This window comes from Actinacidiphila paucisporea (genome assembly GCF_900142575.1).
In the GTDB taxonomy this organism is placed as follows: domain Bacteria; phylum Actinomycetota; class Actinomycetes; order Streptomycetales; family Streptomycetaceae; genus Actinacidiphila; species Actinacidiphila paucisporea.
On the sequence record NZ_FRBI01000006.1, the window covers coordinates 212,767 to 237,258 of the forward strand.

A 24,492-nucleotide genomic window follows, 5' to 3' on the forward strand; every position below is an offset into this window, starting at 1 on the left:
CACGAGTCTGCCCGAATGCCGGGGCGTTATGAGCTGGAACACGATCTTCGGCGTGGCGCTCATGCCGTTTCCGCCACATCCGCGTCGCCAACTGCCCGAAATGCGCGCTTCGTACTCCCGTGCAAATCTGATGTCGGCCGCTCGGCCACGAGCCCCACCGGGGCGTAGAGCCCGCTGGGCGTCAAGCCCGCAGTGGGGGCAGGCCGATGGGCCGACATCCCCTCATCAGGAAGGCACGAAAGTGGCTAAGAACCGGAACCAGAACCCGAACCGCCGGCCCGAGCAGCACCAGGACCAGCAGCGCAACTCCGGCATGGAGCCGCAGGAGCAGGAGCGCGGCCACCAGGCCGAGGAGCGCATGATGCCCACCGCCGGCCAGGCGCCGCGCGGCAAGCAGCAGAAGCGGTTCGGCCACAACTGAACGTGCCGCCCCTGCCGTTGGGCATGAGGCAATGAGGCACGCAGCATGAGCGGGGGTGTCCCTTCCGGGGCACCCCCGCGCGCGTCGTGCGGCGGTCAGCCCGCCTGCTGGCCGGCGCCCAGGCAGGCCGGCCCCAGCAGCGCCTTGAGGTCGCCGAACAGCGACGGGTCGGCGGTCACCCGGTGCCGGTCCAGCCGCAGCACGGTGGTGGACCGCGCCCCCTGCAACCGCACCCGCACCTCGGTGTTGCCCTTGTGGCTGGCCAGCACCTCGCCGAGCCTGGCGACCAGCGGCGGGGTGACCTTGACCGTCGGGATGGAGATGCTCACCGGCGCGTTGGTGCCCATGTCGGTCAGGTCGGGGACCATCAGCTCCATGGCGACCAGCCGCGGGATGTCCTCGCGCTTGTCGAGCCGGCCCTTGACGAAGACCACCGAGTCCTCCATCAGTTGGGTGGACACCAGCTGGTAGGTCGCGGGGAAGAACATGCAGTCCACCGAGCCCGCCAGGTCCTCGACGGTGGCGATCGCCCAGGCGTTGCCCTGCTTGGTCATCTTGCGCTGCAGCCCGGAGATGATGCCGCCGATGGTGACGATGGCGCCGTCCTGGTAGTCGCCGGCGAGCGCGGCGATGGCGGCGTCGGTCTTGTCGCCGAGGATGTGCTCGATGCCGAACAGCGGATGGTCGGACACGTACAGGCCGAGCATCTCCCTTTCCTGGGCGAGCAGATAGGCCTTGTCCCATTCGATGTCGGAGAAGACCACGTCCATGCCGAAGGCGGGCCCGTCGTCCGCGTCGCCCTCGCCCATGCCGCCGAAGAGGTCGAACTGCCCCTCGGCCTCCTTGCGCTTGACCTGCACCACGTTGTCGATCATCGACTCGAAGTGCTCGGTCAGGCCGCGCCTGGTGTGCCCCATGGTGTCGAAGGCGCCGGCCTTGATCAGCGACTCGACCGTCCGCTTGTTGCAGACCACGACCTCGACCTTGTCGAGGAAGTCCGGGAAGCTCGCGTAGCGGCCCTTGGACTTGCGGCACCTGACGACCGAATCCACCACGTTCCCCCCGACGTTGCGGACGGCGGTGAGGCCGAAGACGATCGTGTCGTCGCCGCGCGGGGTGAAGTTGGCGTTGGACTCGTTCACATCCGGGGGCAGCACCTTGATGCCCATCCGGCGGCACTCGTTGAGATAGAGCGCCATCTTGTCCTTGTCGTCCTTCACGGACGTCAGCAGGCCCGCCATGTACTCGGCCGGATAGTTCGCCTTGAGATACGCCGTCCAGTACGACACCAGGCCGTACGCGGCGGAGTGCGCCTTGTTGAAGGCGTATCCCGCGAAGGGCACCAGCACGTCCCAGACCGCCTGGATGGCCTGGTCGGAATAGCCGCGCTCGCGCATGCCGGCCTGGAAGGGGATGAACTCCTTGTCCAGGACCTCTTTCTTCTTCTTGCCCATCGCCCGGCGCAGCAGGTCGGCCTGGCCGAGCGTGTAGCCGGCCAGCACCTGGGCGGCCTTCTGCACCTGCTCCTGGTAGACGATCAGGCCGTAGGTGACTTCGAGGACCTCGCGGAGCGGTTCTTCCAGCTCCTTGTGGATCGGGGTGATCTCCTGCTGCTTGTTCTTGCGCAGGGCGTAGTTGATGTGCGAGTTCATGCCCATCGGGCCCGGCCGGTAGAGGGCCGAGACGGCGGAGATGTCCTCGAAGTTGTCGGGCTTCATCATCCGCAGCAGCGCCCTCATAGGCCCGCCGTCGAACTGGAAGACGCCCAGGGTGTCACCGCGGCCCAGCAGGGCGTACGTGTTGGGGTCGTCGAGCGGCAGCGACAGCAGGTCGATGTCGACGCCCTTGTTGGCCTTGATCGACTTGACCGCGTCATCCATGATCGTCAGGTTGCGCAGGCCAAGGAAGTCCATCTTGAGCAGGCCGAGCGACTCGCAGCTCGGGTAGTCCCACTGCGTCACGACGGCGCCGTCGTTCTTCGGCGAGAAGATCGGCACATGGTCGATCAGCGGCTCGGCGGACATGATCACGCCGGCGGCGTGCACGCCCATCTGCCGGACCAGGCCCTCGATGCCCTTCGCCGAGTTGATCACCTTGGTGACGTCCGGCTCGTTCTCGTACATCGCCCGGACCTCGCCCGCCTCGCTGTAGCGGGGGTGGTCCTTGTCGGTGATGCCGGACAGCGGGATGCCCTTGCCGAGCACGTCGGCGGGCATCGCCTTGGTGATCCGGTCGCCCATCGAGAACGGGTAGCCCAGCACCCGGGCCGAGTCCTTGATCGCGGCCTTGGCCTTGATGGTGCCGTAGGTCGCGATCTGGGCGACCTTGTCGGAGCCGTACTTCTCGGTCACGTAGCGGATGACCTCGCCGCGCCTGCGCTCGTCGAAGTCGATGTCGACGTCGGGCATGGAGACGCGCTCGGGGTTCAGGAACCGCTCGAAGATCAGCCCGTGCGGGACCGGGTCGAGGTCGGTGATGCCCATCGCGTAGGCGACGATCGAGCCGGCCGCGGAACCGCGGCCGGGGCCGACCGCGATGCCGTTGTTCTTCGCCCACATGATGAAGTCGGCGACCACCAGGAAGTACCCGGGGAAGCCCATCTGGACGATGGTGTCCATCTCGTAGTCCGCGAGCTTCTGCCGGTCCTCGGGAATGCCGCCGGGGAAGCGCCTGGCCATGCCGCGGGCGACCTCCTCGCGGAACCAGGTGACCTCGGTGTAGCCCTCGGGCACGTCGAACTTGGGCATCAGGTTCCTGAACTGGAACATGCCCTCGGTCTCGACCCGGTCGGCGATCAGCAGCTGGCTGTTGCGGCAGCCCTCCTGCCAGGCGTCGGAGGAGTCGATCGCGTACATCTCGGCGGCGGACTTGAGGTAGTAGCCGGAGCCGTCGAACTTGAAGCGGTCCGGGTCCGACATGTTGGAGCCGGTCTGGATGCACAGCAGGGTGTCGTGCGCGGACGACTCCTCGGCATAGGTGTAGTGCGAGTCGTTGGTGACCACGAACGGCGCCTGGAGCTTCCTGGCGATCTCCTCCAGGCCCTGGCGGGCCCGGCGGTCGATGTCGATGTTGTGGTCCATGATCTCGACGAAGAAATTCTCCTTGCCGAAGATGTCCTGGTACTCGCCGGCGGCCTTGATCGCCTCGTCCATCTGCCCCAGCCGGATCCGGGTGGAGATCTCGCCGGACGGGCAGCCGGTGGTGGCCATCAGGCCCTCGGAATACTGGGCGAGCAGCTCGCGGTCCATCCGGGGCTTGCGGAAGTAGCCCTCGAAGGACGCCCGGGACTGTGCGCGGAAGAGATTGTGCAGCCCGACGCTGTTGCGCGCCCAGATCGTCATGTGGGTGTACGCGCCCGCGCCGGAGACGTCGTCGCCCTTCTGATGCGGTGCGCCCCATTTGACCGGTTTGTTGTACCGCCGCGACTCGGGCGCCAGATACGCCTCGATACCCATCACCGGGGTCACACCGGCGGCCTTGGCCTGGTGGAAGAAGTCGTAGGCCCCGTGCAGATTGCCGTGATCGGTGATGGCCACATGGCTCATCCCCATCTCGTTGCACGCCTTGAACATGTCCTTCAGTCTCGCCGCTCCGTCCAGCAGCGAATACTGGGTGTGGACGTGCAGGTGAGTGAAGGGCTGATCGGTCAAGGCGGCGACACCTCCGGCGAGAACGGGCCATCGGAACGGGTTGTCTGGCGGCGTCGGTGAGTCTACGACCCGGGTACGACAGAGCGGGCCGCAACCCGGCGACGGCGCCCGGCCCGCCGCCGGCGCGGGCTTCAAACGCACAGGCACCCGTGGCACACTCTGTCGCCATGGAGGCGATACGACCGCGGCTGAGGGCACTGCGTGCCGCCCTCTTCGCCGCGCTGTGCCTCACGCTCTCCTCGACCTCGCACGTCCTGATGGCCAAGGCCCCGCTGCCGCTGCCCGCGGTGGCCGTGGCCTTCGCCGCGGTCTTCGCGCTGGTCTACCTGGCCACCGCCCGCCCCGAGTGCGGCTTCTGGACGCTGGCCGGCCTGATGGTGCCGCTCGAACTGGCCGTCGACACCGTGCTGACCACCGGGCAGCAGGCCTGCTACGGCGCTTTCGGCGGCCCGGTGACCGGTCCGTGGCGGTCCTTCAACGAGGCCTTCCTGTGCCACACCGGCCATGTCGGCCCGACCCCTGCCACCCCGCTCGCCGCGGTGCCGGGAGGCGCCCAGGCGGCCGCCCAGATGCAGTCCAGCGCCCTGCCCTGGCTGCTGCTGGCCGTGCACGTCTGCGTGGGCCTGCTGGCCGCCTGGTGGCTGCGGAGGGGCGAGGCGGCCCTGCACCAGACCGTACGGGCCGTCGCGCTGGCCGCCTTCCGCCCGCTGCTGTTCGCCGCTGCCGCCATCCGCAGCGTGCTCACCGCGGTGCCGCACCGGGTGCGACCGGCCGCCCGCACCCGCGGGGCGGGCGGCCCGACCGCCCGCCGGCTGCACCACGCCGTCGTACGCCGTGGTCCGCCCGTCCCGGCCACCGCCTGACCGCGGGACCGGCACGGCACCACCCCCCACTCACCACGCGTACTCACGGAGATCCGTCATGAGCAACCGCAACAGCAAGGCCAGCAAGGAAGCCGCCCGCGAGCGGCTGCGCGCCCAGCGCGAGAAGGAGGCCAAGCAGGCCAAGGTCCGCCGCCAGCTGGCCGTCGGCGGCGGCGTCGTGGCCCTGCTGGCGATAGCCGGCGGCGTCGCCTTCGCCGTCAACGAGATGAACAAGCCGAGCTACTGGTCGGCGGCCGCCAAGAACACCCTGGTCAAGCCGGCCAACACCTCGGGCACCGACGGCACCACGATCGTCATCGGCGACGCGGGCAACAAGAACGTCGTCCACGAGTACGAGGACCCCCGCTGCCCGTACTGCGCCGCCTACGAGCAGACCGCGGGCGACGCGGTGCTGCAGGGCGCCAAGGACGGCAAGTACCAGATCAACTACACGTTCGGCACTTTCATCGACGACAAGGACAACGGCTCCGGCTCGAAGAAGGCGCTCAGCGCCATGGGCGCCGCGCTGAACGTGTCCGTGGACGCCTTCGAGCAGTACCACAAGGCTCTGTACTCCAAGGCCAACCACCCGGACGAGACCTCGGACTCCTACAAGAGCGCCGACAAGCTGATCTCCATCGCCCAGCAGGTCCCGGCGCTCAAGAACAACGCCAAGTTCTCCGACGCGGTCAAGAAGGGCACCTTCGACAAGTGGGCGCTGGTCATGACCGCCGCCTACAACAAGGACCCCGCGTCCGCGAAGGGCACCCCCTACGTCCTGGTCAACGGCACCGCCGTCGAGGTCAACGGCGTGGCCTCCGACCAGGTCGTGGCGGGCATCGCGGCCCAGCTGAAGAAGTAGCCCCCGCGTGCGGCTTCCTCCGGCGGGCTACAGCTCCCGGAGGAAGTCCAGCGCGACCGCCCAGGTGCGCGCCGCGGCCTCCTCGTCGTAGTCGGGCAGGCCGGGGTCGGTGTAGAGGTGGCCGGCGCCGCGGTAGCGGTGGACCTCCACGTCGGCGCCCGCCTTGCCCATCCGCAGATACCAGGCGTTCAGCCAGTCGTCCGGCTCGAACGGGTCGGGGTCGGCGACGTGCAGCTGCACCGGGATGTCGGTGGCCGCGTCGTCGGCGATGTCCGAGGTGCCGTGCAGGAGCAGCAGCCCGCGGGCCCGCTCGTCGCCGAGCGCCAGGTTCTGCGCGACCGAGCCGCCCAGCGAGAACCCGGCGTACACCAGGCCCTGGTCGGACAGCGGCGCCGCCGCGGCGACCGCCCGGCGCAGCAGCTCGTCCTTGCCGATCTCGTCCTTGATCCGCATCCCCTCCTCCGCGTCGGTGGTCGTCCTGCCGTCGTAGAGGTCGGGCACCAGCACCTCGTGCCCGGCTGCCCGCAACCGGTCGGCGGCGCTGTGCACGGCCGGCCGCAGGCCGTACATGGAGTGGAACAGGACGATCGTCACAGGGTTTCCTCCGGCTGGTCGGGTACGCGTCCATGGTGCCATTGGGACGTCGGACCTGAGAGGTGACCATGGAAGGCGCGTTGCGGCCGGTACTGGTGGTGGGCGTGGCACTCGCGCTCTCCCTGGCCGTGGGGTGGGCCGTGGACAGATCGCTGTCCAAGGCGGACGCGCGGCACCCGGAGACCCCGCTGTGGCACCTGCTGCGGCGCTGCGGGCTGCCACTCCAGGTGGCACTGTGCACGGCCATCCTGCGCGGCGCCTACCGGGCCGCCCACATCGGCAAGGCGCACAACGCGGCCGTCGGACGGGGCCTCACCCTGGTGCTGATCGGCGCCACCGCCTGGCTGCTGGTCAGGGTCGCGACCGCCGTCACCGACTCCTCCTACGCGCGCTACGCGGCGGTCTCCAGGGACGTCGCGAAGATCCGCCGGCTGCGGACCCAGTCCACGCTGATCCAGCGGGTCTTCACCGCGATCGTCGGGGTGATCGCCGTCGCCTCGATGCTCTTCAGCTTCCCCGAGATGCGCACCGTCGGGGCCTCGATGCTGGCGTCGGCCGGCATCATCGGCATCGTCGCCGGTGTCGCGGCCCAGGCCACGCTGGGGAACCTCTTCGCCGGGCTGCAGATCGCCTTCGGCGACATGGTGCGGATCGGCGACACCGTGGTGGTGGACGGCGAGTGGGGCACGGTCGAGGAGATCACGCTGACGTATCTGAGCGTCCGCACCTGGGACGAGCGGCGGATCACCATGCCGGTGTCGTACTTCACCAGCAAGCCGTTCGAGAACTGGTCCCGGGGCGACGCCCGGATGACCGGCACGGTCTACTTCCACCTCGACCACGCGGTGCCGGTCGACGCGATGCGCAAGCAGCTCTACGAGGTGCTGGAGCAGAGCAGGGAATGGGACCGCAGGGCGTGGAATCTCGTGGTGATCGACACCACACCCACCACCGTCCAGGTCAGGGCCCTGGTCACCGCCAAGGACGCCGACGACATCTTCAACCTGCGCTGCGCGGTGCGCGAGCAGCTGATCGACTGGCTGCGCCGCGAGCACCCCTACGCGCTGCCGCGGGTGAGCACCACCCCCGCGCCCGGCGCCTCCTGACCGCCTGACCGCCTGACCTCCTGACCGCCTGACCTCCTGACCGCCTGACCGCCTGACCTCGGGAGGGACGCTCAGCCGCGCATCGAGCGGATGTCCAGGTGCCGCAGCACCCGGTCCACCACCTCCGGGTCGTTGCCCGGCTCGCTGCGGGCCGCCAGCACCTCGTGGCGGGCGGCGGACATCATGTCGTCCTGGATGCGGCGCAGCGCCTTGACCCGCTTGACCCGGCGGGCGTGCGACTCGCGGCGCTCCTCGTCCACGATGTCGGGCGAGATGCGGGCGCCCATGTCGAAGGCCCTGCGGTGCAGCATGTCGGACAGGTCGTCGTCGATGGGCTCGCTCCGCTCGATCTCCTTGAGCCGGGCCCTGGCGGCGGCCATCGCCCTCACCGCGAGGTCGTGCTCCAGGGCGTGCTCGGCGTCGATGTCGCTGCTCACCCCGAGCCGCCTGACCAGCCAGGGCAGGGTGAGGCCCTGGACGACCAGGGTGGCGAGCACCACGGCGAAGGCGATGAAGAGCAGTTCCGCGCGGGCCGGAAAGGGCCCGTCGTGGTCGGTGTTCAGCGGGATGGCCAGCGCCAGCGCGACCGAGGCGACCCCGCGCATGCCCGACCACCATATGATCACGGTCTCCCGCCAGGTCATCGGGATGTCCTCGTCGGTGTCCCGCAGCCCGTGCAGCTTCCTGGCGATCCAGGCGGCGGGCAGCAGGTAGAGCAGCCGGACGCCGACCACCACGACCACGACCAGTGCCGCGTGCCGCGTCATCGGCCCCCAGTTGCCCGAGCCGACGCTGAAGACGTGGTGCAGTTCCAGGCCGATCAGGCCGAAGGCGATCCCCGTGATCAGCGTCTCGATGATCTCCCAGAAGGTGGTCCCGGCCAGCCGCGCGGTCACGTCGTCGGCGGCGAAGGCGTACTCGGCCAGGAAGAGGGCGCTGGTGAGGACCGCGAGGACACCGGACCCGGAGAATCCCTCGGCGAGGGCGTAGGACGCGTAGGGCACCAGCAGCGACAGGCTGATCTGCAGCGTGGGGTCACCGACCGCCCCCATCAGCTTGTTGGCGCCCCAGCCGAGCACCAGGCCGACGACGACCGCGACGACCGCGGACAGCACCAGTTCGAGCGCCGCGTGCGGCAGTGAGAAGTGGCCGGAGACCACCGCCGCCACGGCCACGTGGTAGAGCACGATCGCGGTGACGTCGTTGAACAGCCCCTCGCCCTCCAGGATGGAGATCATCCGGCGCGGCAGCCCCAGCGCGCCGGCCACCGCGGTCGCCGCCACCGGGTCGGGCGGCGCCACCAGGGCGCCGAGGGTGAAGGCCGCGGCCAGGGTGATGCCGGGCACCACCGCGTCCGCCACCGCGGCGACGGCCGCGGTGGTGATGAAGACCAGCGCCACCGCGAGCAGGAAGATCGCCCGCCGGTTGGCCGCGAACTGCCGCCAGGAGGTGCGCTGCACCGCCGCGTACAGCAGCGGCGGCAGTACCAGCGGCAGGATCAGGTCGGGGTCGATCTGGACGTTCGGGACCTGCGGGATCAGCGCGAGCACCCCGCCGATCAGCGTCATCAGCACCGGCGACGGCAGGCCCGTACGATCCCCGAGCGGCACCACCACGACGGCCGCGAGCATGAGCGAGAAGAACAGGGCGAGCTGATCCACGCCCGTCAGCGTGCCATGCGGCGCCGCCGCGGTCCCCGGGCCGCGCCGCACCGGCCGTCGCTACGGCCGCCAGGTGCGCCGCATGGCGCGGTGGGCGATGCCGGCGTCCTGGAATCCCGGGCCGAAGGCGTCGTAGCCGAGCTTGCGGTAGAAGCCGATGGCGTGGACTTGGGCCTCCAGGTAGACGCCCGCGAGGCCGAGCCCGGCGGCCTCGTCCTCCAGGGCGCGCACCAGCAGGGCGCCCAGGCCCGTACCGCGGGCGGATCGCAGCACGGCGAGCCGGCCCAGCACCGCGAGGTCCGGGTCGCCGCCGTTCTTGGCGGCCGCGTCCGCGCCCAGCAGCAGCCGGCCCGTGCCGGCGCCGGGGGCCAGCGCGTGCACGGCCCTGCCGTCCTTGCCGTCCCACTCCAGCTCGGCCGGCACGCTCTGCTCCACCACGAAGACCTCGTGCCGGATCGCGCGCACCGCGGCCATGGCGTCGGCGTCGTCCGCGGCGACCACCCGTATCGCGGGCGCCGCGCGCCGCACGGCGGTCATCGGCTGTCCGCCCGCACGGTCTCCAGCGCGTTCCTGAGGTCGTCCGGGTAGTCGCTCTCGAACTCGACCCACTCGCCGTCCGCCGGGTGCTCGAAGCCCAGCCGCTTGGCGTGCAGCCACTGCCGGGTCAGGCCGAGCCGCTTGGCCATCACCGGGTCGGCGCCGTAGGTGAGGTCGCCGACGCAGGGGTGGCGGTGCGCGGACATGTGCACCCGGATCTGGTGCGTGCGGCCGGTCTCCAGCTTGATGTCCAGCAGGCTCGCGGAGCGGAAGGCCTCGATGAGGTCGTAGTGCGTCACCGAGGGCTTGCCGTCGGCGGTGACGGCCCACTTGTAGTCGTGGGTGGGGTGCCGGCCGACGGGGGCGTCGATCGTGCCGCTCATCGGGTCCGGGTGCCCCTGGACCAGGGCGTGGTAGCGCTTGTCCACGACCCGGTCGCGGAACTGCTGCTTGAGCCGGGTGTAGGCGCGCTCGGACTTGGCGACCACCATCAGGCCGGACGTGCCCACGTCGAGCCGGTGGACGATGCCCTGGCGCTCCGCGGCACCTGAGGTGGAGATACGGTAGCCCGCCGCGGCCAGGCCGCCGATCACGGTGGTGCCGGTCCAGCCGGGGCTGGGGTGGGCGGCCACGCCGACCGGCTTCATGACGACCACGACGTCGTCGTCGTCGTGCACGATCTCCATGCCCTCGACGGGCTCGGCGACGATCCGCACCGGGGCCGCGGCCGCCGGCATCTCGACCTCCAGCCACGCCCCGCCGTGGACCCGCTCGGACTTGCCCGCGACCGACCCGTCGACGGACACCTTCCCGCCGGCCGCCAACTCGGCGGCCTTCGTTCGGGAGAAGCCGAACATACGGGCGATGGCGGCGTCGACCCGCTCGCCTTCGAGGCCGTCGGGCACGGGCAGGGAGCGGACTTCCGGAACGGTACTCACCACACGAGTATGCCGGACCTGCAGGGCGTCCCGGCCCGCTGCCCTCGCCAGGGGGCTGCCTCCCGCCGGACAGGTGCTAGTCGCGGTGGCGGGTGCCGTCCGGGTCGATGCCGCGGAAGGACAGCAGCACGATCAGCACGCCGCCGCAGGTGATGGCGGAGTCGGCGAGGTTGAAGACGGCGAAGTGGGCCGGGGCGATGAAGTCCACCACCCGGCCCTGGAAGCCGCCGGGGGCGCGGAAGACCCGGTCGGTGAGGTTGCCGAAGGCGCCGCCGAGCAGCAGGCCGAGCGCGATGGCCCACGGCACGCTGTAGAGCCGCCGGGACAGCCGGGCGATCACCACGATCACGCCGGCCGCGATCAGCGTGAAGACGATGGTCATGCCCTGGCCGAGGCCGAAGGCCGCCCCGGCGTTCCTGATCGCGTCCAGCCGCAGGTAGTGGCCGAAGACGCTGACCGGGGCGTGGTTCTCCAGGCTGGTGACCACCCATATCTTCGACAGCAGGTCGAGAAGGTACGCGAAGGCCGCGACGCCGGTCAGCACCAGGACGCGGCGCCGGCGCTTGGCCGCGAGGTCGGCGGTGCCGGCGCCGGAAGCGGTGGCGGACGGCCCGGGGTCGCCGGGCGCGGACTGCGCGGCCCCGCCCGTGGTCTCGCCGTCCGGCGTGGTGATGATGCGCTCCGCTTCCGTCACGTGGTCCCTCAGCCCTCAGCCCGTGTGTGCTCCGACGCTCGCCTGCAGACGAGGGTACGGCACACCCCGCGAGCCGGTCATCGGCGCTCCTGGCGCTGCTTGTCGTCCAGGCACAGGGTCGCCCGGGGGAAGGCCTGCATCCTGGCCTTGCCGATCGGGTTGCCGCACACCTCGCACAGTCCGTAGGTGCCCTCCTCCAGCCGCTGGAGCGCGTGCTCGGCCTGCACGAGCATGTCGCGGGTGTTCGCGGCGAGCGCCAACTCGGACTCCCGGCTGATGTTCTTCGCGCCGGTGTCTACCTCGTCACCGCCGCTGTCGGCGGAGTCGCGGAGCATGCCCGCGACCGCCGCCTCCGAGGACGCGATCTCGGCATTGAGCCGCTCCACCTCGGAGACCAGCTCGGATCTCGCCTCCTCGGCCTCGTCCGCGGTCCAGGGGTCCTCCCCCGGCAGCACGGCGAGCGCCCCGGCCGCGGCCGCCCCGCGCGCCGCGGGCACGCCGCTCGCGGCCGTACCGGCCGCAGTCTTCTCCACACCCACAGTGCCAGCTCCCGTCTCGGACCCATCCATGCCAACGCTCTTCCCGCCACCGGCCGCCGCGGCGCCCGCGGCCCGCCCGCCCGCGCTCCCGGCCGCGGCTGCCTTCGCGGCCGCCTTCCCCGCGGGCGCCGCCTTCCTGGCGGCTGCCTTCCTGCCCGCAGCCTTCTTCGGGACCGCCTTCTCGGCGGCCGACTTCTTCACGACCATGGGCGCGACCCTTCACGTCTGGGATCCCTTGCGCGGATGGCGCCGGCGACGGCGGTCCGCCCCGGACCTGCAGCGACGGGGCACTGCCTGGCGGACCCGGCCGACCCGGCGGGCAGGCGGACAGGTCTGCATCCGTTGTGCCCAGCTCGCCGCCAGGTATTCCGGTACCTCCGTAACGATGCGTGACGGACGCCTGCCCGGCGCGCGGAGCAGGCCATTCGGGTCAGCCCGGCCACCCGGTGCGGCCGCGCTTATCGCGGCGACGCCGCACCCCGCGCCCCCGTACACTGGCGGCAGCGAACCGCGTGGATGGGACGAGTAGCGCCGCACGCAGCCATGAGCGACCCGGGGACGGTGGAAGCCCGGGGGTGTGCGCGGGGTGAAGATCAGCCCGGAGCCGCCGGAAGAAAGCCCGCAGGGCGAGTAGAACCGGCATCGCTGACCCCAATGAGGGGGCGGTGGGAAGTCCTCCACCGCCAAGAAGGGTGGTACCGCGGGAGCGCATACGCGCCCTCGTCCCTTCGACGGAGTCTGTCCCAGTGTCCGCCGGAGGAAGTCCCCGATGAGCCCGAACAGCCAGCCGCAGTATCGCCAGGTGCCCGCGCAGGTCGACCTGCCCGCCCTCGAACACGAGGTGCTGGCGCTGTGGGACGAGCGCAAGACCTTCGCCCGCTCGGTCGAGCAGACCCGAGGACTGCCCGACTGGGTGTTCTACGAGGGCCCGCCCACCGCGAACGGCATGCCCGGCGCCCACCACATCGAGGCCCGGGTCTTCAAGGACGTCTTCCCGCGCTTCAAGACGATGCGGGGCCACCACGTGACCCGCAAGGCCGGCTGGGACTGCCACGGCCTGCCGGTGGAGCTGGCCGTGGAGAAGGAGCTGGGCTTCACCGGCAAGCAGGACATCGAGCAGTACGGCATCGCGGCATTCAACGCCAAGTGCCGCGAGTCGGTGACCCGGCACACCGACGCCTTCGCCGAGCTGACCACCCGGATGGGCTACTGGGTGGACCTGGACAACGCCTACCGCACCATGGACCCGGAATACGTCGAGTCGGTGTGGTGGTCGCTCCAGCAGATCTTCGACAAGGGCCTGCTCATCCAGGACTACCGGGTCGCCCCCTGGTGCCCGAAGGACCAGACGGGACTGTCCGACCACGAGCTGGCGCAGGGCTACGAGACGGTCGTCGACCCCTCGGTCTACGTCCGCTTCCCGCTGACCAGCGGCCCGCTGGCCGGCCGTGCCTCGCTGCTGGTGTGGACGACGACCCCCTGGACGCTGGTGTCCAACACCGCGGTCGCCGCGCACCCGGACGTCACGTACGTGGTGGCCACCGACGGCACCGAGCAGCTCGTGGTGGCGGAGCCGCTGCTCGGCAAGGCGCTCGGCGGCGACGGGCCGCTGGGCCAGGGTGGAGGCTGGGAGCCGACCGGGGAGACGTTCACCGGCCGCGAGATGGAGCGCTGGACGTACGACCGGCCCTTCGACCTGGTCGACATCCCGGACGCGCACTTCGTGCTGAACGCCGACTACGTCACCACCGAGGACGGCACCGGCCTGGTGCACCAGTCCCCCGCCTTCGGCGAGGACGACCTCAAGGCGTGCCGCGCCTACGGCCTGCCGGTGGTCAACCCGGTGCGCAGGGACGGCACCTTCGAACCCGACGTGCCGCTGGTCGGCGGGGTGTTCTTCAAGAAGGCCGACGAGGCGCTGGTCGCCGAGCTGCAGGCGAGCGGCCGGCTCTTCCGGCACGTGCCGTACGAGCACAGCTACCCGCACTGCTGGCGCTGCCACACCGCGCTGCTCTACTACGCCCAGCCGTCCTGGTACATCAGGACCACCGCGGTCAAGGACGCGATGCTGCGGGAGAACGAGCGGACCAACTGGTACCCGGAGTCGGTCAAGCACGGCCGCTTCGGCGACTGGCTGCACAACAACGTGGACTGGGCGCTGTCCCGCAGCCGCTACTGGGGCACCCCGCTGCCGATCTGGCGCTGCGAGGAGGACCACCTGACCTGCGTCGGCTCGCTGGCCCAGCTGACCGAGCTGACCGGCACCGACCAGTCCGGCCTCGACCCGCACCGGCCGTACGTCGACGCGGTGACCTTCCCCTGCCCCACCTGCGGCGGCACCGCGACCCGGGTGCCCGAGGTCATCGACGCCTGGTACGACTCGGGGTCGATGCCGTTCGCACAGTGGGGCTACCCGTACCACAACAAGGAAGTCTTCGAACGCACGTACCCGGCGCAGTTCATCTCCGAGGCGATCGACCAGACCCGCGGCTGGTTCTACACGCTGATGGCGGTCGGCACCCTGGTCTTCGACCGGTCCGCGTACGAGAACGTGGTGTGCCTGGGCCACATCCTGGCCGAGGACGGCCGCAAGATGTCCAAGCACCTGGGCAACACCCTGGACCCGATCCCGCTGATGGACCAGCACGGCGCCGACGCGGTGCGCTGGTTCATGGCGGCCGGCGGCTCCCCGTGGGCGGCCCGCAGGGTCGGGCACGGCACGATCCAGGAGGTGGTGCGCAAGACGCTGCTCACCTACTGGAACACGGTGGCCTTCCAGGCGCTGTACGCCCGCACCTCCGGCTGGGCGCCCTCCGCGGCCGACCCGGCGGTCGAGGACCGGCCGCTGACCGACCGCTGGCTGGTCGGCGAGCTGAACGTACTGGTGCGCGACGTCACCGAGTCGCTGGAGTCGTACGACACCCAGCGGGCGGGCAAGCTGCTGTCGTCCTTCGTGGACGACCTGTCCAACTGGTACGTACGCCGGTCGCGACGCCGCTTCTGGCAGGGCGACGCGGCGGCGCTGCGCACCCTGCACGACGTGGTCGAGACGGTGACCCGGCTGATGGCGCCGCTGGTGCCGTTCATCACCGAACGCGTGTGGCAGGACCTGGTGGTGCCGGTGGTGCCCGGGGCGCCTGACTCGGTGCACCTGGCGACCTGGCCGGAGGCCGACGCGTCCCTGATCGACCCGGAGTTGTCGGCGCGGATGCTGCTGGTGCGGCGGCTGGTGGAGCTGGGCCGGGCGACCCGCGCGGAGTCCGGGGTCAAGACCAGGCAGCCGCTGTCGCGGGCGCTGGTCGCCGCCGCGGGCTTCGAGGACCTGTCGGCCGAGCTGCGCGGGCAGATCGCCGAGGAGCTGAACGTCTCCTCGCTCGCCGGGCTCTCCGAGGTCGGCGGCTCCCTGGTGGACGCCAGTGCGAAGGCCAACTTCCGGGTGCTGGGGCGGCGTTTCGGCAAGGGCGTCCAGGCGGTGGCCGCCGCGGTGGCCGCGGCCGACGCGGCGGCGCTCTCGGCGGATCTGCGGGAGCGCGGTGCCACGTCCGTGGTGGTCGACGGTGAGACCGTCACCCTCTCCCCGGACGAGGTCATCGTCACCGAGACCCCCCGCGAGGGCTGGTCGGTGGCCTCCGACTCGGGCGCCACGGTCGCCCTGGACCTGGAGATCACCCCGGAGCTGCGCCTCGCGGGCCTGGCCCGCGACGTGATCCGGCTGATCCAGGAGGCCCGCAAAAACAGCGGTTTGGATGTGGCCGACCGGATCGCGGTCCGCCACACCGCGGACGACCCGGAGGTCGCCACGGCCCTGCGGACCCACGCGGCCCTCATCGCCGAGGAGGTCCTGGCCGTCGGCTTCGACGAGGGCGCCCCCTCCGCGGACTTCGGCCCCGCCTTCACGGACGAAGCCCTGTCCCTGACCTTCCACCTGCGCAAGGCCTAGGGCAGCCAAAAGGGCCGGGCCTCGCCGGGGGAAGGAATCCCCGGGAGGCCCGGCCCTACTAGCGTGCCGTCAGCGGCTAGTTGTCGTCCTCGTCGATGAGGAAGCCGCGCATCGGCGTCGGAGCCTGCTGGAGCGGCGAGGGGCCGCCCTGCGGGCGGACCGGAGCCATCGGCTGGGTCATCGCGGGCTGCATCTGCTGCTGGCCGCCGTACGTCGGGCCGGGGGTGTGGCCGCCCATGCCCTGGCCGCCGCCGTAGGAGGGCGCGGAGGCGTTGTGCCCCATCGCCCCGGCGCCGGCGGGAGCCATACCGCTCATGCCGTTGCTCATCGAGCCGTTACCCATGGACCCGTTGCCCATGGACCCGTTGCCCATCGACCCGTTGCCCATGGAGCTGCCCATCCCGGAGGAGGACGGCAGGGACGGCGCCGGCGGGGTGGTGCGCGGCGGGGCGAGCGAGTCGTCCGCCTGGTTCTCCAGCTGGCGCAGCTGGGACTCCAGGTAGGACTTCAGCCGCGTGCGGTACTCCCGCTCGAAGCCGCGCAGGTCCTCGACCTTGCGCTCCAGCGTGGCGCGGGCGGACTCCAGCGAGCCCATCGCCACGCGGTGCTTCTCCTGGGCGTCCCGCTCCAGCGCGTCGGCCTTGGCGCGGGCGTCCCGCTCCAGACCCTCGGCGCGGCTGCGGGCCTCACCGACGATCTTGTTGGCCTCGGACCGCGCCTCGGCGATGGCCTGGTCGGCGGTCTGCTGGGCGAGCGAGAGCACGCGGGCGGCACTGTCGCCGCCGGGGCCCTGCTGCTGCATCGGGTGCCCCTGCTGCTGCATCGGGTGCTGGCCCATCGGGCCGGGACCCTGCTGCTGCATCGGGTGCTGGCCCATCGGGCCGGGACCCTGCTGCTGCATCGGGTGCTGCCCCATCGGGCCGGGACCCTGCTGCTGCATCGGATGCTGGCCGGGACCGGGGCCGTGCTGCTGCGAGCTGGGGCCGGGCGGCAGCTGCGGCATGCCGCCCTGCTGCTGCGGCGGGCCCATCTGCTGCGGCATCTGCTGCTGCACCGGCTGCGGTCCCGATATGGCCGCGGGGACCGGCCGGTCCTGCGGTTCCTGCTTGCGCATGCCCTGCTGGTTCTGGGCGGCGGCACGAGTGGCTGCGGCCAGCTTGGCCCGCAGGTCCTCGTTCTCGCGGAGCAGTCGGGTCAGCTCCGACTCCACCTCGTCGAGGAAGGCGTCGACCTCATCCTCGTCATAGCCCTCTCGGAGGCGGACGGTCGTGAACTGCTTGTTCCGAACGTCCTCGGGGGTCAACGGCATCTCTTCACCTCAACGTGATCGTCGACATATCGGGAGCTGGCACCGTTCACATGAAGCTCCCAACAACGTAGATCAGGATGTAAACGATGATCATCAATACGAAGAAGGACAGGTCGAGCGCCACGCCCCCGAGGCGCAGCGGCGGGATGAACCGCCGCAGAAGCTTGAGTGGCGGATCGGTGACAGTGTAGGTGCCCTCCAGAACCACCACCATCGGCTTCCCAGGGTGCCACGAACGGGCGAACTGGAAGACGTAATCCATCACCAATCGGAAGATCAGCACGAAGAGGAAGCAGTACAACGCGATGTACAGCACCTGGAGTGCGACACTCATCGCGCTTCCCTCTCCCCTGCTCCTCGGCCTGTTGGCCGGTCCCTACGGTTGCGTTTCGCTCAGCTCTGGTTGAAGAACCCGCCCTCGGCGATCCGGGCCTTGTCCTCCGCCGTGACATCGACGTTAGCAGGCGAGAGCAGAAAGACCTTCTGCGTCACCCGCTCGATGCTCCCGTGGAGGCCGAAGACGAGACCGGCGGCGAAGTCGACAAGTCGCTTCGCATCCGTGTCGTCCATCTCCGTCAAGTTCATGATCACCGGGGTGCCTTCGCGGAAGTGTTCCCCGATCGTACGGGCTTCGTTGTAGGTCCGGGGGTGAAGTGTCGTGATCCGGTAGGGCTCGCGCTCTGACACGACCTTGGGCATGATCACCGCTGCGTTCTTCTCCAGGCTGTGACGTTCGGGTGTGATGGACGCCACGGGGGCGATCCGCGGTTCGCGGGGTGCCGGGGCGTGCACGAGCCGCGGCGGCTCGACCTGCTGCGGCTGGTGCTGGCTCGGTGGCACGTGCTGGCTGGGCGGGCGGCGGGGGGCGCGCTCCTGCTCGGTGACGGCGCGCGCGGGCGGCGCGGCCATCTCCGGCTCGAACTCGTCATCCGGGTCGAAGCCCGGGCCGTCGTATCCGTCGTCCTCCACGAGGCCGAGGTAGACCGCCATCTTGCGCATCGCGCCGGCCATGCTCTGCGTCCTCTCAGCGGGGTTGCGGTCCTCGGCCGCCGTCGGGGACGACCGCCACACCATATTTATGCTGTGGTCCGACTTGTTTGGTGACGTTACCGGAGCCCGGGACGGACTCCGAGTACCGCCGTTCCGACGCGTACATGTGTCGCTCCGGCCGTCACCGCGTCATCGAGGTCCTGGCTCATCCCCGCCGAGACCATGGTGGCAGCCGGATGAGTCTCGCGCAGGCGGGATGAGATTTCCATCAACCGGTCGAAGGCGGCACGGGGTTGGCCCGCGTATGCTCCGGCCAGCGGCGCCACCGTCATCAGCCCGTCGAGCCGCAGCCCGGGAGCCGCCGCGAGAGCGTCGGCCAGCGCGGGCACCGCGTCGGGTGCCACCCCGCCGCGCTCCCCGCGATCCCCCGCCTCCGCGTCCAGGGCGACCTGGACGAGGCAACCGACCTGCCGCTGAACGGCGGTGGCCGCCGAGGACAGTGCGGTGACCAGCCGGAGCCGGTCGACGGAGTGCACATGATCAGCGTAACCGACCACGGAACGGGCCTTGTTGGTCTGCAACTGGCCCACGAAGTGCCAGCTGAGCGGCAGATCGGCCGACTCGGCGGCCTTCGCGGCGGCCTCCTGGTCGCGGTTCTCGGCGACCTCGCGCACGCCGAGCCCGGCCAACAGCCTTACGTCGCTTGCCGGGTAGGTCTTGGTGACCACGATCAGGGTCACCTCCCCGCGGTCCCGCCCCGCGGCCCGGCAGGCGTCGGCGATGCGCTGCTCGACCCGGGCGAGGTTCGCCGCGAGCTGCTCGCCACGGCCGGTTTGCTGCGAGCCGCTCACTCGGTGCCGTCCAGCCACACGTAGCCGGCCAGCCGGCCGGTGAGCCGGTCGCGCCGGTAGGAGAAGTGGTCGGCGGACTCCAGGGTGCAGGCCACCGGTCCCTCGACCGTGCGCACCCCGGCGCGCAGCAGCTGGGCGCGCACTCCGGCGGCCACGTCGACCGCCGGAGTGCCCCAACTCGTCTCGGCGTACGCCGCCGCTTCGACCGCGGCGACCTCGTCCCGCAGCGCGGCGGGCACTTCATAGCATTTGCCGCAGATCGACGGGCCGAGTACGGCCGTCGTCCTGGCCGGGTCCGCACCGAGTGTGATCATCGTCTCAATGGTGGCGGTGGCGATCCCGGCGACCATGCCGGGCCGCCCGGCGTGGGCGGCGGCGGCCACCCCGGCGACCGGATCGGCGAGCAGCACCGGGACGCAGTCCGCGGTGAGCACGCCAAGGGTGAGGTCGGCGCGGTCGGTGACCAGCGCGTCGACCCGCGGTGCGGGGGCGGCGCCCCACGGTTCGCGCACGACGGCGACCTCGCTGCCGTGCACCTGGTCCATCCACACCGCCCGGCCGGGGTCGCGGCCGAGCGCGCGGGCGGCCAGGTCGCGGTTGCCGCGGACGGCGTCCGGGTCGTCGCCCACCGCCCCGCCGAGGTTGAGGCTGTCGTACGGAACGGCGCTCACCCCGCCCCACCGGTCGGTGAAGGCGAAGTGCGCGCCGTTCGCTGAAGTGCGGTGTCCTATCACGTCCTGGCGGTCACTTCAGGAAGTCGGGGACGTCGAGCTCTTCCGCCGCGCTGTCCTGGTACGGCCGGGCCGGCGGCACGACCGGGGTGGCCGGGGTGGCCGGGGCCTCGGCGACCGGTTCCGAGTCCCGCTCGCCGGGTGCGGCGGACGGGACGCTGCCCAGGCCCCCGAAGGAGGGCGTGGGACGCGGGAGGTCGCCGGGGGCGCCGGTCCTCGCGCCACCCGCGGCCGGGGCGTCGTCGCGACCCGTGTAGGGCGAGTTGAGCGCCTTGTCGCGGCTGCCCTTGGGGGGCGGCTGGCCGCCGTCGAAGCCGGCCGCGATGACGGTGACCCGGACCTCGTCGCCGAGCGCGTCGTCGATGACCGCGCCGAAGATGATATTGGCCTCCGGGTGGGCGGCCTCGCTGACCAGTTGGGCCGCCTCGTTGATCTCGAACAGGCCGAGGTCGGAGCCGCCGGAGATGGACAGCAGCACCCCGCGGGCGCCGTCGATGGACGCTTCGAGCAGCGGCGAGGAGATCGCCATCTCGGCGGCGGCGACGGCCCGGTCGTCACCGCGGGCGGAGCCGATGCCCATGAGGGCGGAACCGGCTTCCGACATCACGGACTTCACGTCGGCGAAGTCCAGGTTGATCAGGCCCGGGGTGGTGATCAGGTCGGTGATGCCCTGCACGCCGGACAGCAGCACCTGGTCGGCGGAGCGGAAGGCGTCGAGCACGCTGACCTGGCGGTCGGAGATGGACAGCAGCCGGTCGTTGGGGATCACGATGAGGGTGTCGACGTTCTCGCGCAGCCCCGCGATGCCGTCCTCGGCCTGGTTGGCGCGGCGGCGGCCCTCGAAGGTGAAGGGGCGGGTGACCACCCCGATGGTCAGGGCGCCCAGCGAGCGGGCGATGTTGGCGACCACGGGGGCGCCACCGGTGCCGGTGCCGCCGCCCTCACCGGCGGTGACGAAGACCATGTCGGCGCCCTTGAGCACCTCTTCGATCTCCTCGCGGTGGTCCTCGGCGGCCTTGCGGCCGACGTCGGGGTTCGCACCGGCGCCGAGGCCCCGGGTCAGCTCGCGGCCGACGTCGAGCTTGACGTCGGCGTCGCTCATCAGCAGGGCCTGCGCATCGGTGTTGATCGCGATGAACTCGACGCCCTTGAGACCGACCTCGATCATCCGGTTGATGGCGTTGACGCCACCGCCGCCGATGCCGACGACCTTGATGACTGCGAGGTAGTTCTGCGGTGCTGCCACGTCGAAGGCCTCTCGCCTCGATTTACGAATCGTGTGGGACGGTCGGTACGCTCGCCGGGGCCGTTCCGAACCCTGACCCTGAGGTTTAGGGTTACCAGTATGCCTGTCCCATGTGTTCCTTTGGGACGAGACACTAAGTCGACAAGCGGTGATGGTTCAACGAACACGCCGAACCTCCCGTTTTTCTTTTGACCCTATGTGATCACGCAGGCGCTCCGTGAGCCGGGGGTCGAATACTACCGAAGCGGACGTCCCGAACACATCAACTTACCGAAGCCGCAGGTGCGGTGGGGGCGCTGACGTCGTAGTGCGTGGCGTGCGGCTCGGCCTTCATCAGCGCGGTGAGCACCGCAGCCTTGCGGGCGCCGTCCTCCTGGCTGCCCCACATCACCTCGCGGCCGCCGGTGAGTTCGACGGTGATCGCGTCGTAGGAACGCACCCGGATCGCGGTCGCCCGGCCGGTGAGCGATTCCGGCAGCCGTCCGGCGACGGTAATCGCGGCCTGCAGAAGTCTCTTTGTTCCGAAATGCCGATAGCTCGCCGTCTGATCCGGCGTCAATTGCACGACCGGCACTCCGCGCGGCCGCTGATCGACGGTGGCGAACCTGACGCCTTCCTTGTCGACTTCGATGAACTTCGCGCCGCTTTTCAGGATCGCCGACGGAGTGCGTTCGGTCACCTCGACCCGGATGGTGTGCGGCCACGACCGGTGCACCGACGCGTCGCGCAGCCGGGGCAGCGCCTTGAGCAGCCGCTTCCTGACCGCGCCGGTGTCCACCGACATCAGCGGGCCGCCGAGCGGTACTGCGGCGGCCCGCTGGATCTGCTGCTCGGTCAGCACCTGGGCGCCACCGACCGCGACCTTGTCCGCCCGCAGCCACGAGGAGCCGTAGACCGCCCAGGTGCCGCCGCCGATCAGCATGGTGAGCACGACCAGCGCGACCAGGAGCGTACGCCTGTCGGGCGCGGTCAGCCGCGGGCGCCGCGGACCCGCGGCGCCCGGGCCGGCCGCCGCGCGCGGTACGCGCGGACGGTCCTGGTCGCCGCGCTCCGCGGGTCTGGCTCCGGTACCGGCTCCCGGTCCTGTCACGTCGGCCTCCCGTGTGTTGACGCCCGGCGGTGTCTATCGTGCCCGGCGCGCGGCCACCGCCTCGTACACCATGCCGACGAGCAGGTCGTCCGCGTCGCGGCGGCCGAACTCGGCGGCGGCGCGGGACATGTCGTACAGGCGGTGCGGATCGGTGAGCACCGGGAGCACATTGCCGAGCACCCATTCCGGGGTGAGCTCCGCGTCGTCCACCAGCAGGCCGCCGCCGGCCTTGACCACCGGCTGCGCGTTGAGCCGCTGCTCGCCGTTGCCGATCGGCAGCGGCACGTAGGCGGCGGGCAGGCCGACCGCGGACAGTTCCGCGACCGTCATGGCGCCGGCGCGGCAGAGCATCATGTCGGCGGCGGCGTAGGCGAGATCCATCCGGTCGACGTAGGGCACCGGGCGGTAGGGCGGCATGCCGGGCATGTTGTCGGCCCTGGGCAGCTCGTTCTTGGGGCCCACCGCGTGCAGGATCTGCACCCCGGACTGCTGCAGCCTGGGGGCGACGGCGGCGATCACCTCGTTGAGCCTGCGGGCGCCCTGCGAGCCGCCGGAGACCAGCAGGGTGGGCAGGTTCTGGTCGAGGCCGAAGGCGTGCCTGGCCTCGGGGCGGACCGCGGCGCGGTCCAGGGTGGCGATGGAGCGGCGCAGCGGGATGCCGATGTAGCGGGCGTCGCGCAGCTTGCTGTCCGGGGTGGAGACGGCGACCGCGTGGGCGTACCGCGAGCCGATCTTGTTGGCGAGCCCCGGGCGGGCGTTGGCCTCGTGCACCACGATCGGCACGCCGAGCCGCTTGGCGGCCAGGTAGCCGGGCAGCGCGACGTAGCCGCCGAAGCCGACGACGCAGTCCGCCTTGGTGCGCTCCAGGATCTGCTCGGCCGCCTTGATGGTGCCGCGCAGCCGTCCGGGGACGGTGATCAGCTCGGGAGTGGGCCTGCGCGGCAGCGGAACGGCGGGGATGAGCGCCAGTTCATAGCCGCGTTCCGGCACCAGCCTGGTCTCCAGGCCCTTCTCGGTGCCGAGGGCGGTGATGCCCACGGTCGGGTCCTGCCTGCGCAGGGCATCGGCGAGCGCGAGCGCAGGCTCGATGTGGCCGGCGGTCCCCCCGCCGGCGAGTACGACATGCACCGAAATTCACCGCTCTCCGGACGGCCGTCGGGTGACGTACCGTCGCATCGTCCGTGTCATTGCCCGGCTCGGGGACTTGCGCCCGCTCCGCCGCCCCCGCACGGCCAGCGCGGCTCGTGCCGCCGGCTCGTTCTTGGCGAAGGAGATCAGCAGCCCGACCGCGAACATGGTCGGCAGGAGGGCTGAACCTCCGTAGGAGAACAGCGGGAGCGGGACTCCGGCGATCGGCAGCAGGCCGAGCACCGCACCGATGTTGATCACGGCCTGAGCTGTGATCCAGGTGGTCACGCCACCCGCTGCGAACCTGACGAAGGGGTCCTCCGTACGACCGGCCACGCGGATACCCGCGTAGCCTAGTGCCGCGAAGAGGGCGAGTACCGACAGTGTCCCCGCAAGGCCCAGTTCCTCCCCTGTCACGGCGAAGATGAAGTCGGTGTGCGGTTCGGGGAGTTCGCCCCATTTCTCCACGCTCGCCCCGAGTCCGGATCCGAACCAGCCGCCGGAGGCGAGGGCGTAGATCCCGTGCACGGCCTGCCAGCAGCCGTTGCCGGGGTCGGAGGCGGCGATGCAGTGCAGCCGGTCCATCCGGTTGGGGCTGGTGACGACGGCGAGCCCGGCCAGGACGGTGGCGCCGCCGAGCACCCCGGCGAACAGCCGGGTCGGCGCCCCGGCCAGCCACAGCATGCCGAAGAGGATCGCGGTGAGGATCATCGTGGTGCCCATGTCGCCGCCGAGCATGATGAGTCCGAGCAGCAGCACGGTCACCGGGATCAGCGGCACCAGCAGGTGCTTCCACTGCACCAGCAGGCCCCTGTCGCCCTTGCGGGCCAGCAGGTCGGCGCCCCACAGCACCAGCGCGAGCTTGCCGAACTCGCTGGGCTGCAGCTGGAAGGGGCCGCCCACCGAGATCCAGTTGGTGTTGCCGTTGACCGACTGCCCTATCCCCGGCACCTGCACCAGGCACATCAGGAAGACCGAGCCGAGCAGCAGCGGGTAGGCCAGCGCCCGGTGCGCCCTGACCGGCAGCCTGGCGGCGGCGTAGAGCAGCACCGAGCCGATCGCGACCGCGAGCAGCTGCTTGCGGAAGTAGTACGTGGACGGCAGCCCGTAGCGCAGCGCCTGGATCATCGACGCCGAGTAGACCATCACCAGGCCGAGCACGGTGATCAGCAGGGCGCCGCCGAGGATCACGTAGTAGGCGGTCAGCGGCCGGTCCCAGGCCTCCCGCAGCCGTCCTGGCAGCCTGGCGGCCCCGCGCAGGGCGCTGGGCGCCCTGGCGGGGCGTGCGGCGCCGCGCGGGGTGGAGCCGTGTGCCGTCATGCGTCCCCTCCGTCGGTGCGGT

Annotated in this window: 21 protein-coding genes; 5 read left to right on the forward strand and 16 right to left on the reverse strand. The window is 71.0% G+C overall.

Going from position 1 to position 24,492, the window contains the following annotated elements:
• Window positions 1-241 precede the first annotated feature (241 nt).
• The gene (locus BUE44_RS12400; protein WP_073497244.1) at window positions 242-421 is read left to right on the forward strand and encodes a hypothetical protein; all 180 of its coding nucleotides are present in this window, start codon (window positions 242-244) and stop codon (window positions 419-421) included.
• 95 nt (window positions 422-516) lie between these two features.
• Here the strand turns inward: BUE44_RS12400 and dnaE are convergent, their stop codons facing one another.
• On the reverse strand, window positions 517-4,071 hold the full coding sequence (gene dnaE, locus BUE44_RS12405; protein WP_073497245.1) for a DNA polymerase III subunit alpha: 3,555 nt from the start codon (window positions 4,069-4,071) through the stop codon (window positions 517-519).
• Window positions 4,072-4,238: 167 nt separating this feature from the next.
• Here dnaE and BUE44_RS12410 point away from each other — a divergent pair, with 167 nt between their 5' ends.
• Together BUE44_RS12410 and BUE44_RS12415 are read left to right on the forward strand one after the other, a co-directional pair.
• Window positions 4,239-4,934 (forward strand): hypothetical protein, encoded by a 696-nt coding sequence (locus tag BUE44_RS12410; RefSeq protein ID WP_073497247.1) that lies wholly within the window; start codon window positions 4,239-4,241, stop codon window positions 4,932-4,934.
• 58 nt (window positions 4,935-4,992) lie between these two features.
• A complete protein-coding gene (locus tag BUE44_RS12415) occupies window positions 4,993-5,796 on the forward strand; it encodes a thioredoxin domain-containing protein (protein WP_073497249.1) in 804 nt (267 codons plus the stop codon).
• A gap of 27 nt (window positions 5,797-5,823) precedes the next feature.
• On the opposite strand, the gene BUE44_RS12420 is transcribed toward BUE44_RS12415, so the two are convergent.
• Complete coding sequence (locus tag BUE44_RS12420) at window positions 5,824-6,432, reverse strand: dienelactone hydrolase family protein (RefSeq protein ID WP_073497251.1); 609 nt, start codon at window positions 6,430-6,432, stop codon at window positions 5,824-5,826.
• 26 nt (window positions 6,433-6,458) lie between these two features.
• Between BUE44_RS12420 and BUE44_RS12425 the strand changes: the two genes are divergently transcribed.
• Window positions 6,459-7,496 carry a mechanosensitive ion channel family protein gene (locus BUE44_RS12425; protein ID WP_073497253.1) on the forward strand — a complete coding sequence of 346 codons (1,038 nt, stop codon included), beginning with the start codon at window positions 6,459-6,461 and terminating at the stop codon, window positions 7,494-7,496.
• Between the two features lie 71 nt (window positions 7,497-7,567).
• Here BUE44_RS12425 and BUE44_RS12430 read toward each other — a convergent pair whose 3' ends face one another.
• From BUE44_RS12430 to BUE44_RS12450, 5 genes are all read right to left on the reverse strand, one after another.
• Window positions 7,568-9,157, reverse strand: a complete 1,590-nt coding sequence (locus BUE44_RS12430) for a Na+/H+ antiporter (RefSeq protein ID WP_073497538.1) — start codon at window positions 9,155-9,157, stop codon at window positions 7,568-7,570.
• 60 nt (window positions 9,158-9,217) lie between these two features.
• The gene (locus BUE44_RS12435) at window positions 9,218-9,694 is read right to left on the reverse strand and encodes a GNAT family N-acetyltransferase (protein ID WP_073497255.1); all 477 of its coding nucleotides are present in this window, start codon (window positions 9,692-9,694) and stop codon (window positions 9,218-9,220) included.
• Window positions 9,691-10,632, reverse strand: a complete 942-nt coding sequence (locus tag BUE44_RS12440; RefSeq protein WP_073497540.1) for an RluA family pseudouridine synthase — start codon at window positions 10,630-10,632, stop codon at window positions 9,691-9,693. Before BUE44_RS12440 ends, BUE44_RS12435 begins: the two co-directional genes overlap by 4 nt.
• A gap of 76 nt (window positions 10,633-10,708) precedes the next feature.
• Window positions 10,709-11,326 carry a signal peptidase II gene (lspA, locus tag BUE44_RS12445; protein ID WP_073497257.1) on the reverse strand — a complete coding sequence of 206 codons (618 nt, stop codon included), beginning with the start codon at window positions 11,324-11,326 and terminating at the stop codon, window positions 10,709-10,711.
• A gap of 77 nt (window positions 11,327-11,403) precedes the next feature.
• Complete coding sequence (locus BUE44_RS12450) at window positions 11,404-11,859, reverse strand: TraR/DksA family transcriptional regulator (RefSeq protein ID WP_322939978.1); 456 nt, start codon at window positions 11,857-11,859, stop codon at window positions 11,404-11,406.
• Between the two features lie 775 nt (window positions 11,860-12,634).
• On the opposite strand from BUE44_RS12450, the gene ileS reads away from it, so the two are divergent.
• A complete protein-coding gene (gene ileS, locus BUE44_RS12455) occupies window positions 12,635-15,805 on the forward strand; it encodes an isoleucine--tRNA ligase (protein WP_073497261.1) in 3,171 nt (1,056 codons plus the stop codon).
• A 76-nt stretch (window positions 15,806-15,881) separates the two neighbouring features.
• On the opposite strand, the gene BUE44_RS12460 is transcribed toward ileS, so the two are convergent.
• The 9 genes from BUE44_RS12460 to ftsW form a co-directional block, all read right to left on the reverse strand.
• Window positions 15,882-17,114 (reverse strand): DivIVA domain-containing protein, encoded by a 1,233-nt coding sequence (locus BUE44_RS12460; protein ID WP_073497263.1) that lies wholly within the window; start codon window positions 17,112-17,114, stop codon window positions 15,882-15,884.
• 46 nt (window positions 17,115-17,160) lie between these two features.
• Window positions 17,161-17,448 (reverse strand): YggT family protein, encoded by a 288-nt coding sequence (locus BUE44_RS12465; RefSeq protein ID WP_073497265.1) that lies wholly within the window; start codon window positions 17,446-17,448, stop codon window positions 17,161-17,163.
• 59 nt (window positions 17,449-17,507) lie between these two features.
• Complete coding sequence (locus BUE44_RS12470) at window positions 17,508-18,125, reverse strand: cell division protein SepF (protein WP_073497267.1); 618 nt, start codon at window positions 18,123-18,125, stop codon at window positions 17,508-17,510.
• A gap of 95 nt (window positions 18,126-18,220) precedes the next feature.
• Window positions 18,221-18,955, reverse strand: a complete 735-nt coding sequence (locus BUE44_RS12475; RefSeq protein ID WP_073497269.1) for a YggS family pyridoxal phosphate-dependent enzyme — start codon at window positions 18,953-18,955, stop codon at window positions 18,221-18,223.
• The gene (pgeF, locus tag BUE44_RS12480) at window positions 18,952-19,689 is read right to left on the reverse strand and encodes a peptidoglycan editing factor PgeF (RefSeq protein WP_073497271.1); all 738 of its coding nucleotides are present in this window, start codon (window positions 19,687-19,689) and stop codon (window positions 18,952-18,954) included. Before pgeF ends, BUE44_RS12475 begins: the two co-directional genes overlap by 4 nt.
• Window positions 19,690-19,699: 10 nt before the next feature.
• Entirely contained in the window at window positions 19,700-20,932 is a 1,233-nt protein-coding gene (gene ftsZ / locus BUE44_RS12485) for a cell division protein FtsZ (protein ID WP_073497274.1), read from the reverse strand.
• A 262-nt stretch (window positions 20,933-21,194) separates the two neighbouring features.
• A complete protein-coding gene (locus tag BUE44_RS12490) occupies window positions 21,195-22,022 on the reverse strand; it encodes a cell division protein FtsQ/DivIB (RefSeq protein WP_073497276.1) in 828 nt (275 codons plus the stop codon).
• 33 nt (window positions 22,023-22,055) lie between these two features.
• Window positions 22,056-23,150, reverse strand: coding sequence for an undecaprenyldiphospho-muramoylpentapeptide beta-N-acetylglucosaminyltransferase (murG, locus tag BUE44_RS12495; RefSeq protein WP_073497278.1), 1,095 nt, complete (start codon window positions 23,148-23,150; stop codon window positions 22,056-22,058).
• A 6-nt stretch (window positions 23,151-23,156) separates the two neighbouring features.
• Window positions 23,157-24,470: a putative lipid II flippase FtsW gene (ftsW, locus tag BUE44_RS12500; RefSeq protein ID WP_073497280.1), complete on the reverse strand. Its 1,314-nt coding sequence runs from the start codon at window positions 24,468-24,470 to the stop codon at window positions 23,157-23,159.
• Between the last annotated feature and the right edge of the window lie 22 nt (window positions 24,471-24,492).

What these genes read in the sequence shown, in the direction of transcription:
- BUE44_RS12435 (WP_073497255.1), bottom strand. Translation starts at nt 9,694, where the DNA reads ATGACCGCCGTGCGGCGCGCGGCGCCCGCGATACGGGTGGTCGCCGCG.
- BUE44_RS12465 (WP_073497265.1), bottom strand. Translation starts at nt 17,448, where the DNA reads ATGAGTGTCGCACTCCAGGTGCTGTACATCGCGTTGTACTGCTTCCTC.
- BUE44_RS12415 (WP_073497249.1), top strand. Translation starts at nt 4,993, where the DNA reads ATGAGCAACCGCAACAGCAAGGCCAGCAAGGAAGCCGCCCGCGAGCGG.
- BUE44_RS12420 (WP_073497251.1), bottom strand. Translation starts at nt 6,432, where the DNA reads ATGGCACCATGGACGCGTACCCGACCAGCCGGAGGAAACCCTGTGACG.
- BUE44_RS12425 (WP_073497253.1), top strand. Translation starts at nt 6,459, where the DNA reads ATGGAAGGCGCGTTGCGGCCGGTACTGGTGGTGGGCGTGGCACTCGCG.
- BUE44_RS12470 (WP_073497267.1), bottom strand. Translation starts at nt 18,125, where the DNA reads ATGGCCGGCGCGATGCGCAAGATGGCGGTCTACCTCGGCCTCGTGGAG.
- ftsW (WP_073497280.1), bottom strand. Translation starts at nt 24,470, where the DNA reads ATGACGGCACACGGCTCCACCCCGCGCGGCGCCGCACGCCCCGCCAGG.
- BUE44_RS12410 (WP_073497247.1), top strand. Translation starts at nt 4,239, where the DNA reads ATGGAGGCGATACGACCGCGGCTGAGGGCACTGCGTGCCGCCCTCTTC.
- BUE44_RS12460 (WP_073497263.1), bottom strand. Translation starts at nt 17,114, where the DNA reads ATGCCGTTGACCCCCGAGGACGTTCGGAACAAGCAGTTCACGACCGTC.
- ileS (WP_073497261.1), top strand. Translation starts at nt 12,635, where the DNA reads ATGAGCCCGAACAGCCAGCCGCAGTATCGCCAGGTGCCCGCGCAGGTC.